Origin of the sequence: Halomonas sp. AOP27-A1-41, assembly GCF_052378605.1 — a bacterium.
GTDB classification, from domain to species: domain Bacteria; phylum Pseudomonadota; class Gammaproteobacteria; order Pseudomonadales; family Halomonadaceae; genus Vreelandella; species Vreelandella citrativorans.
In genome coordinates, this window is record NZ_JBQSXT010000001.1 from 473,271 (window position 1) to 484,746 (window position 11,476).

Here is an 11,476-nt window from a genome sequence, read left to right on the forward strand (position 1 = left end):
CTCTATCAGGTAACGGCGCTAAGCACGTGAAATTCAGGATTTTGATACTCGCCGCTTTCGACTACCTCGCGGAAGTGCTGCGCGGCCTGCCACACATCTTCGTAGCTTAAATAGAGCGGGGTGAAGCCGAAGCGCATCAAGCCCGGCTCCCGATAATCACCAATCACGCCACGCGCGATCAGCGCTTGCACAATGGCGTAACCGTTTTGGGCATCTACCAGTGATACCTGGCTGCCACGCTGGTCGGCTGTCGGGGTAATGTCCTCGATACCGTGGGCCTCAAAAATATCTGCCAGGCACTCGCGGAACAGGTTGCTCATGGCCAGGCTTTTTTCACGCACAGTTTGCATATCGACGTCAGCCCAGATAGCTAACGACGCTTCGAGGGCGGCGTAAATAATCGCTGAGTGTGTGCCGGTACGAAAACGCGAGATGTCATCGGCGGGTGCGTAGTCGGCCTGAAAGGCGAAAGGTGAGGTATGGCCATGCCAGCCCGAGAGCGGTTGCCACGTGCTGTCCAGGTGGTCGCGGTGCACGTAAAGAAAAGCAGGCGCACCGGGGCCGCCGTTCAGGTATTTATAGGTACAACCTACGGCATAGCGCGCGCCGACGCCGTTAAGATCGACAGGTAGCGCGCCAGCAGAGTGGGCTAAATCCCAAATGACCTCGGCGCCATGTTCATGAACCAGTTGAGTAGTGGCTGCCATGTCGCGCAGTTTGCCCGTGCGATAGTTGACCTGACTAAGCACCACCACAGCCACGCCGTCCAGGTGCGCGGCCAGGTCGTCACCTTCGGGCATAAAGCGATGTTCACAGCCGCTAACCCGGCAGTAGCCTTGGGCAATGTAGCCGTCAGTGGGGAAGTTGCCGCCTTCACTGAGTACCGTGCGGCAATCATCCTGGCGCTTGTCGAGGATATAGCCCAACAGTTTGAAAATATTGAGCGTGATGTTGTCCGTGACCACCACTTCACCGTGCTGAGCACCAATCACCGGGGAGAGTAGGTTTCCCAAGCGTTCGGGCGCATCAAACCAGCCCTGGTTCCAGCCTTTAATCAGCTGGGTACGCCACTGCTCCATAGTGTCATCAACCGCTTGCTTGGCCGCGACCGGTTGTGCGCCAAGCGAGTTTCCATCCAGGTAGAGAACACCTTCTGGCAGGGAAAAGTGGCGTTTGAAATCTGCCAGTGGGTCTTGGCGGTCCAGTTCACGAACGGTATCCAGGCTCACGCGCATATCGGTACTCCAGCAAAAAATGTCGTCACACAGGTGAAAAGTGGGGTAAGGCTTATTGGGCGCTTGCCGTTAAATAGACGTCCTTACGCTCCAAAGTTCCGGGAAGAACTGCAGGTCGAGTGCCTTGACCAGGTAGCTCACGCCCGACGAGCCACCGGTGCCACGTCGGTAGCCAATAATGCGCTCCACCGTTTTCATGTGGTTAAAGCGCCAGCGCTGGAAGTTGAACTCGACATCCACCAGCTTTTCGGCCAGTTCGTATAGGTCCCAGTACTTTTCACTATTGCGATAGATCTCCATCCACACCGCTTCGACGTCGCTACTCGCGGTATAGGGAATGCTCCAGTCACGATGGGTGATGTTGTCTGGAATATCAAAACCCCGGCGGGCCAGTAGCTGCAGTGAGACATCGTAAAGGCTCGGCGAATTAAGCGCTTGCTGGAGTTTTTGGTAGTGCTTGGGCTTTGAACGGTGTGCTTCGATCAATTTGGCGTTTTTGTTACCCAGCAAAAACTCAATTTCCCGGTACTGATAGGATTGAAAGCCCGAGCTTTGCCCAAGGCTGTCCCGAAAGCTCAAGTAATCGGCGGGCGTCATCGTTACCAGCACTTCCCAGGCGTTGATGAGCTGCTCCTGGATGCGAGAGACGCGCGAGAGCATTTTGAACGCAGGGCTCAGGTTGTCATCGGCAATATGCCTGGCCGCCGCGTGGGCTTCGTGCAAGCAGAGCTTGATCCATAGCTCCGACACTTGATGAATCATGATAAAGAGTAGTTCATCGTGCTCATCAGAGGCCGGGTTCTGGCAAGCCAGCAAGGGCTCAAGGTCAAGGTATTGGCCGTAGCTGATATCCTGGTCCCAGTGGATGGCTTCGTTATCAACGCTGTTCTTTTTTGGAGCTTCCATCACTTAATATGCCTTTGCCGCGTCATGAATGGTTAGCGCTTGTGCTTGAGGTTCGCCTAAATCCCAGAAGATCCCGGCGGCTAGTTTTAGCCCTTGCTCGACAATGGCTTCCAGCAAGTGCTCATCGGGGGCGTGCTGATTGCATGACGGGTAGGAGTGGGGCAGCCAAACGGTAGGCAGATTAAGCACGTCTGAAAAGCAGTGATTGGGAATCGTGCCGCCCAGGTTGGGTAAAATATGGGGCGCTTCATTTAGGCTGTTCTCGGCCGATTGAGCAACAAAATTTACCCACGGGTGATTGGGGTCCAACCGAGTCGCCGCGTAACCGCCTAAAAACGTCAGTTGGATATCGTTAAAGCCATGGGCATCCAGGTGCTGGCGCAGGTTACTCTCCACCGCTTGCCAGTCGGTGCCTTTTACAAAGCGCAGCTGTAATACCGCTTCCGCGTGCTCTGGAATCGCGCCGACAGGCTTGTCGGTTCTGCCCGCACTTAAGCCAAGAATTTCAAACGTATTGGCCCCGTATAAACGCTCGCCATCCGCTAGGGTTTCTTCACCCCACGCTGGGTTAATCGTGGGGTCGGAGGCGCCGCCGCCTACCGGCAAGTCGCGCACTAACCGGGAGACGTCTTCTGTAATAGACGGTGCCTTGAGAAAGTCGACCAGAATTTTGCCGCTCGGGGAAAGTAGCGTGGCGAGCGCATTACACAGCACAACCGCCGGGTTGGTAATAACCCCTCCCCAGTTGCCGGAATGGCGGCCGCCATTGCCGGTGTTAAGCGATAACTTGAGTTGAACAACGCCGCGAGAACCCAAAAAGAGGGTGGGCATGTCGTGGCGTATTCTGGGGCCATCAGAGGCCAGAAAAAGGTCGGATTTAAGCGCTTGCTGATAGGCAGCACAGGCCTCTTCCAACCCTGGTGAGCCTATCTCCTCGCTCATTTCAAACAGCATTTTTACGTTGTAGCCTAACCGACCCTTACGAGCGTTAATCACAGCTTCCAGCGCGGTTAAATTGACGCTGTGCTGGCCCTTGTTATCGGCGGTGCCGCGGCCATAAACACGGCCTTCTTTAAAGGTTAGCGCCCACGGGTCAATACCGTTCGCCCACTGCTCTTCCTGGCCATCGGTAACGTCACCATGGCCATAAAGCAGCAGCGTGGAGTAAGCGGGGTCTTCAATGCGCTCCCCAATCAGCAGGGGAGGAAAACCGGGTTTCGGGTTCTCGATAATCTGGCAGGTGAAGCCTAGCCTTGAAAGCAGCGGGCCAATTTCTTGTTCAAGGTACGCGTTGAGTGTATCGGCACAGACGGGGTCCTGGCTGACCGTGCGCATGGCAATACGTTTTGCCAGCGTCTTATAAAAATTACCGTTTGAAAGCTCATCACTCGCTAGCTGAATCGCCTGTTCTCGTTTTGAACGCTGCGGTGTTGTCATGGCGTGCCTTTTTATCATTGGGCTTTTAGTGGTCGTTGAGATGAGCCTAGCCCTTGCTCTTGTTTGCAGCAATCATTAAGATTTCAAACTACCTTTCTAACTATTAGAAATCACCGGTAGATGTTTGAACCGCTGCCGATAGCGCTATTCACCCTGCCAGGGTTTGTACGAAAAGTCGCTGAGCGAAGGCCAGACAAGGCAAAAATCAGTAAAAAAACGGAGTTTACATGTGTAAATGAGTATTTTGAGCTGGTTTTTAACGCCGTATGGGCGAGCGTAAGCAGTTTTCGTAAAAGCCTAACAGGCAGGTCATCAATGAGGCCTTTATGCAGGATCTCCACTTGCGCTACTTTCAAAGCGTTGCGAAAACGGGCTCGTTGTCCGCTGCCGCTGAAGAGTTGCACGTTGCTGTTTCAGCGGTTAGCCGCCAAATCACCAACCTTGAGCAGCGCCTGGATATCAAGCTGTTCAACCGCCAGCCGCGAGGCATGCAGTTAACCGAAGCAGGCAAACTGCTGAACGCCTATGCACTGCGTAACCAGTTAGAAGTTAATAGCGTTATCAATGAGATGCAGGATGCAATGACACGCCAACGCCAAACCATTGTGGTGGCTTGCCCTGATGGCATGGCGTGGCACTTTCTTCCCAGTGTTATTTCGCGCTTTATTACTCAGCATCCTGATATTCGGTTTGATCTGCAGATGGCCGATTCAGCGCGTGCTTCTGAATTGGTAAAAGAAGGCAGTGCTGATATCGCCTTAACTTTTAGCCTCTCGCCGGATATTGGCGTAAAGGTGGTTTCAAGCCATAACGCCGCAATTAGTGCCCTTATGTCGAGTGAGCACCCGTTGGCAATTAATGACGTTTTGTATGTAAAGGATTTATGCGACTACCCGCTTACCATGTCGCTTAATGGCTCGACAATGCGCTATCTGTTTGATGTCGCCTGTAGCTTGTCCGGTATTAAGGTATTCCCAAGCTTCTCCTGCGATTCACTGGGCGCGACCTATACCATGGTCAGCGAGCATCCCAATATGATCGGGTTGTGTAGTGCCGTAGCGGTAAGCGGTAGAATGCATAAGGATGGGCTGGTTTTAAAGCCGCTACACGAGCCCCAGCTTTCTCAGCGAAGCCTTCAAGTACAGGTGATGGCTGAACGCTACCTGCCTGCTCATATCGAGGCGTTTTTAGTTGTTCTGGAAGAGAGTCTGACGGCCGTTGACTGTTAAGCGCAGGCCCGTTAGATGCCAAGCCACCCATTATGGGTGGCGTGAAAGCGAACTTGCTTAAAACGGGCCGTAGTTAATCGCAACGGCAACCCCGACAAACGCGCCGCCGATGACAATCCAAATCAATACCAGTGGTAGCACGAATTTGAACCACTCCACGTAAGAAACGCGGGCGATCGCCAGGCACGCCATCAAGGTGCCAGAAAGCGGAGTAATAATATTGGTAACGGCATCGCCCAGCTTGAAGGTGATGAAGGTCGACTGGCGGGTGACTTCCAGCATATCGCCAATCGGAACCATAATTGGCATCACGATAGCGGCCTGGCCGGTACCCGAAGTAATCAATCCGTTAAATACCAGGTTAAACACGTATAAAAGCTCCATGGCGACAATCTTGCCATGGCCATCTAAAGAGCTTGCGACGCTATGTACGAGGGTGTCGATGAGCTGTGCTTGTCTAAGCAGTACGATGACAGCGGCGGCGACACCCACAACCAATGCACCGTACATGACTTCGCTTGCGCCATTCATCAGGCGTTTTACAAAATCGTTGGGAGACATTCTGCCGATCAGTGCCGTGGCGATCCCCACCATTAAAAACGTGGCAGAGAGTTCAGTGATTCCCCATCCGAAGTTAAAACCGCCGTACAGAAAAAACACAAAGGAAGCGGCAAATATCAGCAGCACTAACTTATGCGAAAAGGTAAAGGGCGGCAGGGCGCCAGGCTCATGTGTGGCTTCGGTGTTATCAAAGGCGTCTGCCCCCATCACGCTATGAGCCGGGTTCTGCTTGATACGTTTGGCATAGCGGCAGATGTACACCGTGGTAACGGCCAAAAAGACAATAAAGATAACGCCACGATATATAAATCCGGAAAACAGCGGTAGCTCGGCAATGGTTTGCCCGGCAACGGTAACGGTCGGGTCAAAAACGCCTGCACCGAAGCCTGCGTAGGAGCCTAAAAAGATAATGGCCACGCCTACAACGGGGTCAAGCTTCATTGAGCGGGCAAGAAACAGTCCGATAGGAATAAAGGCAATGGCCAAGTTGGCACCTACCCCAACCGATGCAAGCGTTGAGAACGTAGCGCAAAAGATAAAAATAAGAACGTTTCGACGACCATTGGCCTTGCTAATGAGTTGGTGAATACCTGCGCTGATGGCGCCTGTTGACTCAATCACCTTGAGCACGCCGCCGACCATCATGATTAAGAAGATCAGCGGAGCCGCCGCCACCAGGCCTTTTTGAATAGCGGTAAACAGGTCCATTACATTCAGGGGCGCTGCAGTAATGTACTGAAAGCTATCGGTGGCGACCTGCGTCAGGCCATTGTTGTTGGTTCTTTCGTAGCTTCCTGCGGGAATTATATAAGAGGCGAGCAGTACCAGTACCATAAAGCTAAACAGGATGATGAACACATCCGGCATAGGGCGTTTTTTCTTCATTGTTTGTGCCTTTTCTGGCGCGCCTTTACTCAGCTTTGTTGTCATATTCGTCTTCGCGGTCAGAGGGTTATCGTTTTATTGGTGGCGCTACTCTAGGCAGTATGTGCGACTCAAACGCTCAACGACAAGTAAACCGTGTGTATGGCCGAGGGGGTAGGTGGGCCGAAGCGGTTTAGTGTGAGGCGTAGCATCGGGTGGTGACGTTTTGTGTACTTCCACGAAATAGGTTAGGTAGAAGGTCCATAGCGCCTGGTTCGCAGGTGGTGAAAGGGCCACCTTTATGTTGTTTTAAATCAACCTACCAAGGAAGCCCATGGCTAACAATTGTGCATTTATCAAATGTGTTTTCTATTTTAGGCAAGCACGCTTGGTAGTCAGAAGGAAGTATCCGAGCAACCCAATAAAGCCGCTAAACGGTCGATTAAAAATGCCCGCTCAACGATGTTTTATATCGCTGTAGATAACAGGTCTGCAGGCCGTATCGCGCAATTTTACGCGTTAACAGCGCATAGCCAAGCGGCCTGCTACTGTCTATATAGAACCTGCTACTGTCTATATAGAAAAGGTGGGGTTTAGGGTTCGCTCTATTAAGCATGAATAGACGGTGTTACGTATCTAACGGAGGATCATATGCAATCCAACATTGAGCATCGGGGTAGCTGTCTCTGCGGTGAAGTGCAGCTTTTAACTCATTTAGACAGTCACCATGTAGCGGTTTGCCACTGCAGCCTTTGTAGAAAGTGGGGTGGAGGGCCGCTGTTTGCGGTTGAGTCCCAAAACGAGGTGGATTTCCGGGGGGCTGAGCATATTGCTATCTTCAGTTCCTCAGAGTGGGCCGAGCGCGGTTTCTGCAAGCAGTGTGGGACGCATCTGTTTTATCGGTTAAAAGAGGGCGGGCACTATGCTATCCCTGTGGGGCTTCTGGAGGATAACGGCCAGTGGCAGCTTGAGGAGCAGATATTTATTGAGCAAAAACCAGCGTTTTACTCGTTTTCTCAAGCTACCAGAGACTTAACCGGTGAGGAGGTTTTTGCTCAGCATACTGGCAATTAAGAGGTTTCGTGGCCACCGCAAACACTGGCTACCTCCTCTGCCTATGCTTCACTTGGGAGAGATATGGCTCCTTCACTACTTCTGCTCATGGCGGATACGATATTAGTCGTTCATGTGCTGTTTGTTGTCTTTGTCGTCTTCGGGTTGCTGGCTATTTATGCCGGTTATTTTTTAAGGTGGCGATGGGTGCGAAATAAGAAATTTCGTATTTTGCATTTGTCCGCTATTGGGTATGTAGTGGTGCAGTCCTGGTTGGGCGCGGTTTGCCCGCTTACTACGTGGGAAATGGCCTTGAGAGCAGAGGCCGGTACAGCAACCTATACGGGGTCCTTCATTCAGTACTGGTTGCAAAGCCTGCTTTACTACACGGCGCCGGAGTGGGTGTTTGTGCTGCTTTATACGGTTTTTGGTAGCTTGGTGTTATGCAGCTGGTTTTTAGTGCGGCCAAACCAACAGAAAGGAAGCGATGATGGCTAATAAATCTAAAAGCAACGGAAGCGAAAGCAATCCCTCTGGCAAGAGTGACTCATTAGCCACAATTTCGTGCGGTGCTGAACAGCTGCTTGTGGCTGCTCTCGAGCGAGGCGTTAATTGTCTTGAAACCGGGCGTTTTCTTATCAGTTATCGTGAAGGGCGAATGGAAGAGGGCATTAAGTCTCTCAAGGCTCAGAAGTTTCGAGTGGCCGACGCGCGTGACTTTGCTGACCAAGCCGTCAGTTTGGAAGACGTCGGTGATGCGGAGGTTGTGGTGTTCCCAGAGCTTGGGGTTGCGCTTGTTGGTAGTGACGCTTTACAGCTGCATGGGATGAGTCTCGAAGACCCTATTTCAGGCGATAGCCCAATAGAAATTATTGAGCCAGAGTATTTTGCCTTTTCCGAAAATTCAGAGTATCTGCGAGGCTTTTTGCGGGCCGCGAGTACGATTGCTCGCGATCTTGGCGCTGATGTTGATCTGGATGAAGCCCAAGATAAGCGTGAGCCAGGCAAGCCAGGAACGACCTGGGGATTGATTCAATGCAATGTGTTGCAAAGCCGGTGGAGTGGGGCTGGGATTAAAGTGGCCGTGCTGGATACCGGGATGGACCTTGGCCATCCTGACTTTGTAGGTAGAGAGTTTATTACCTGCTCATTCGTAGGAGAGCCGGTTCAAGATATCAACGGTCACGGAACACACTGTATCGGCACGGCCTGCGGCCCCAGGATACCTTTCGAAAATGCTCCTCGCTACGGTATCGCATCCGATTCACAGGTACTTGTTGGAAAGGTGCTCACCAACTCGGGTAGCAGTACGGGGGCGGGAGTACTTGCGGGAATGAATTGGGCGATCGCCAATCGATGTGACGTCATTTCGATGTCGCTGGGCAGTCAAAGTCCTGTGCAAGCTGCCTACACCCACGCGGGTGCTGCGGCTCTGCGTAAAGGGTGCCTGATTATTGCTGCCGCAGGAAACTCTTCTGCCCATACGGGAGCGCCTGCCAACTCACCTACTATCATGTCGGTTGCATCTATTGACGCCAACTTAAAGCCTTCGAGCTTTTCTAACGCAGGCAAAATCGAAATTGCCGCGCCGGGCGGCGACATTTTTTCATCCTGGCCCCGGCCGGTACACCATAAAACGATTAGCGGAACCAGTATGGCGACGCCCCACGTTGCAGGCTGCGCCGCTCTTTGGGCTGAGTCAGACGCCTCGCTGCGCGGTATGAAGCTTTGGCAACGGCTGTTGGATTCTGCAAAGCCTTTACCATCCTCTGGTTCCCGTGTTGGGGCCGGATTGGTACAGGCACCTTAGATGAGGATGATCGATGCCGACAATAGCGCTTTGGATAATCACGATTTCTGAAGATCAATCGATCAATGAAATAGCTTCGCGCCTTAGTGACGAAGGGCTCACCATCAGAGAGGTGTTTGAGGAGATTGGGTGCATCACCGGGGCGGCAGATGACGTTACCGTTGAGCGGCTTAAAAAGGTCAACGGAGTGGTGGATATTGCCCCTGATATGCAGCTCGATATAGGTCCGCCAGGCGCTGATAAGACTTGGTGATTCCTCAGCAATCATCTTGGGAGGAGCTGTTAAAGAAGGCTGGGGTGCGCCGCATTAAAATGTCATACCCATCATTGGCTGTTTCGTTTTGATTGGAGAAGTGTCATGGCAACACCAGCAAAGAATACGGTTTGTCTTTGGTTTGATGGTCGCGCAGAAGAAGCCGCACGCTTTTATGCAGATACCTTTCCTGATTCGTTTGTTAGTGCCGTTCACCGCGCGCCGGGAGACTTTCCAGCCGGTAAGGAAGGGGATGTGTTGACCGTTGAGTTTACCGTGCTGGGCATTCCATGCCTGGGGCTTAACGGTGGGCCTGAGTTTACGCATAGCGAAGCGTTTTCATTTCAGGTCTCAACCAATGATCAGGCCGAAACGGACCGCTATTGGAACGCGATAGTGGGTAATGGCGGGCAAGAAAGCGCGTGTGGTTGGTGTAAAGATAAATGGGGCGTGTCTTGGCAGGTAACGCCTGTGGCGCTGATTGAAGCGATCACTGCCTCGGACCCTGCCGCTGCTAAGCGCGCGTTTGCAGCGATGATGCAGATGAAAAAAATCGATATTGCCACCATTGAGGCGGCACGTAACGGTTGAATTAGATAAAAGATGTTCACTCATCGCGCGTTAACGACAGGGCTGAGGCAATGGAGTCAGTGAGTAATATTGTTATTTCTGAATTTTCTGATTTTAATGACCTAAGTGAATTTATTATTGTAGTGACTCGATTGCTAATGGCTGCTTTTCTCGGTGGCCTCTTGGGGCTTGAGCGTGAACAGAGCGGTAAGCCAGCTGGAATACGTACCCACATGCTTGTGTGCATGGGGGCGGCGTTATTTATATTAATCCCGCAGCAAGCAGGCATTTCAGATGCAGAGATGAGCCGGGTCATTCAAGGTGTTATTAGCGGCATTGGTTTTTTATGCGCTGGAAGTATTATCACCCGTAAGAATGATCTATTTGCTACCGGGCTTACCACGGCGGCTGGTATTTGGTTTACAGCGGCTATAGGTGTCGCCGTTGGTCTTGGGCGTGAGCAAACGGCCGTTTTGTGTACCGTGCTGGCCTGGACAGTGCTGTATGTGGTGCCTTTCTTCTCACGCGCAATAACCAAGAAAAGGCCTGTGGCTTCAGGATCGAAAGAAGATGATTCTGGTAACAAATAAGCGTGAGACGCACCCCGTTAATTTGCGGCATTCATGGCCTTATGGACCTTCATAAGCTGAACAAACGCAAGGGACGAAAAAGACACGGCTCGATCCTCTGAAACGCTTAGGAGGCAGCGAGAAATTCCGGACAAACCGGTGAACCAATGATGGTTGAAAAGAGGCTAATCTGACATTTTATGGCTGAAATTATCACTATCCTTCTTTTATCATTAATGGCAGGTGCCGCAATGCCCATCGGGGCATTATTAGCTAAGTTTGACCTGGTTCATCCCTCCCTTTTAGGGGATTCCTGGCGACATTTCATTATTGCTTTTGGTGGTGGAGCGCTGATGTCAGCGGTCGCTCTGGTATTGGTACCTGAAGGTGCTAGTAAGTTACCGCTTGTACCGGCCGCCTTGTGTTTTGCTGCTGGTGGGGTATGTTTTTACTTCCTTGACGCCTACTTAAAAAAACTCAATAGCTCGGTAGGCCAACTGGTGGCAATGTTATCTGATTTTATCCCTGAAGCGATTGCCTTGGGTGCTGCCTTTGCAGCAGGCGAAGGCACAGGGTTGCTGCTTGCACTATTAATGATTTTACAAAATCTGCCCGAGGGTTTTAACGCTTACGAAGAGCTGAGTAATAATAATACTCAACTATCTTCCAATAAAATCATACTGGCATTTAGCGGTTTGGCATTAGTGGGGCCCATCTCAGCAGCAACCGGCTATTACGTATTGGCGCAGTACGATGTGTTAATGGGAGCGCTAATGCTATTTGCGAGTGCAGGTATTTTGTACCTTGTTTTTCAGGATATTGCCCCTGGGTCCAAGCTCGAACAACATGGAATGCCGGCAATCGGTGCTGTCGCTGGGTTTCTGCTTGGGTTGATGGGTAACATGGTACTTCTTGCTTCCTGATGGCAAATAACCGCAAGCAGCGCAATGCTATGACTATGCGGTTTATGATCTTACCCAGCAACAGTA

Annotated in this window: 12 protein-coding genes; 8 read left to right on the forward strand and 4 right to left on the reverse strand. The window is 51.7% G+C overall.

Annotated features, from left to right (window positions below; translation table 11 throughout):
• Positions 1–5 precede the first annotated feature (5 nt).
• From kynU to ACT3TC_RS02125, 3 genes are all read right to left on the reverse strand, one after another.
• The gene (gene kynU / locus ACT3TC_RS02115; RefSeq protein ID WP_444638934.1) at positions 6–1,235 is read right to left on the reverse strand and encodes a kynureninase; all 1,230 of its coding nucleotides are present in this window, start codon (positions 1,233–1,235) and stop codon (positions 6–8) included.
• A gap of 69 nt (positions 1,236–1,304) precedes the next feature.
• On the reverse strand, positions 1,305–2,141 hold the full coding sequence (kynA, locus tag ACT3TC_RS02120) for a tryptophan 2,3-dioxygenase (RefSeq protein ID WP_444638935.1): 837 nt from the start codon (positions 2,139–2,141) through the stop codon (positions 1,305–1,307).
• A gap of 3 nt (positions 2,142–2,144) precedes the next feature.
• Complete coding sequence (locus ACT3TC_RS02125) at positions 2,145–3,578, reverse strand: M20 family metallopeptidase (RefSeq protein WP_444638936.1); 1,434 nt, start codon at positions 3,576–3,578, stop codon at positions 2,145–2,147.
• Between the two features lie 326 nt (positions 3,579–3,904).
• Between ACT3TC_RS02125 and ACT3TC_RS02130 the strand changes: the two genes are divergently transcribed.
• Entirely contained in the window at positions 3,905–4,807 is a 903-nt protein-coding gene (locus tag ACT3TC_RS02130; RefSeq protein ID WP_444638937.1) for a LysR family transcriptional regulator, read from the forward strand.
• Positions 4,808–4,864: 57 nt separating this feature from the next.
• Here ACT3TC_RS02130 and ACT3TC_RS02135 read toward each other — a convergent pair whose 3' ends face one another.
• Positions 4,865–6,253 (reverse strand): YfcC family protein, encoded by a 1,389-nt coding sequence (locus ACT3TC_RS02135; protein ID WP_444638938.1) that lies wholly within the window; start codon positions 6,251–6,253, stop codon positions 4,865–4,867.
• A 630-nt stretch (positions 6,254–6,883) separates the two neighbouring features.
• Here ACT3TC_RS02135 and ACT3TC_RS02140 point away from each other — a divergent pair.
• From ACT3TC_RS02140 to ACT3TC_RS02170, 7 genes are all read left to right on the forward strand, one after another.
• Positions 6,884–7,306 (forward strand): GFA family protein, encoded by a 423-nt coding sequence (locus ACT3TC_RS02140; protein ID WP_444638939.1) that lies wholly within the window; start codon positions 6,884–6,886, stop codon positions 7,304–7,306.
• A gap of 63 nt (positions 7,307–7,369) precedes the next feature.
• Positions 7,370–7,783 (forward strand): DUF2784 domain-containing protein, encoded by a 414-nt coding sequence (locus ACT3TC_RS02145; RefSeq protein ID WP_444638940.1) that lies wholly within the window; start codon positions 7,370–7,372, stop codon positions 7,781–7,783.
• The gene (locus ACT3TC_RS02150; RefSeq protein ID WP_444638942.1) at positions 7,776–9,095 is read left to right on the forward strand and encodes a S8 family serine peptidase; all 1,320 of its coding nucleotides are present in this window, start codon (positions 7,776–7,778) and stop codon (positions 9,093–9,095) included. The genes ACT3TC_RS02145 and ACT3TC_RS02150 overlap by 8 nt, the downstream gene beginning before the upstream one ends.
• 13 nt (positions 9,096–9,108) lie before the next feature.
• Complete coding sequence (locus ACT3TC_RS02155) at positions 9,109–9,348, forward strand: hypothetical protein (RefSeq protein ID WP_172116463.1); 240 nt, start codon at positions 9,109–9,111, stop codon at positions 9,346–9,348.
• Between the two features lie 105 nt (positions 9,349–9,453).
• A complete protein-coding gene (locus tag ACT3TC_RS02160) occupies positions 9,454–9,939 on the forward strand; it encodes a VOC family protein (RefSeq protein ID WP_444622162.1) in 486 nt (161 codons plus the stop codon).
• Positions 9,940–9,989: 50 nt separating this feature from the next.
• The gene (locus ACT3TC_RS02165; protein ID WP_444638943.1) at positions 9,990–10,508 is read left to right on the forward strand and encodes an MgtC/SapB family protein; all 519 of its coding nucleotides are present in this window, start codon (positions 9,990–9,992) and stop codon (positions 10,506–10,508) included.
• Positions 10,509–10,687: 179 nt separating this feature from the next.
• Complete coding sequence (locus tag ACT3TC_RS02170) at positions 10,688–11,410, forward strand: ZIP family metal transporter (protein WP_193056328.1); 723 nt, start codon at positions 10,688–10,690, stop codon at positions 11,408–11,410.
• Positions 11,411–11,476 lie beyond the last annotated feature (66 nt).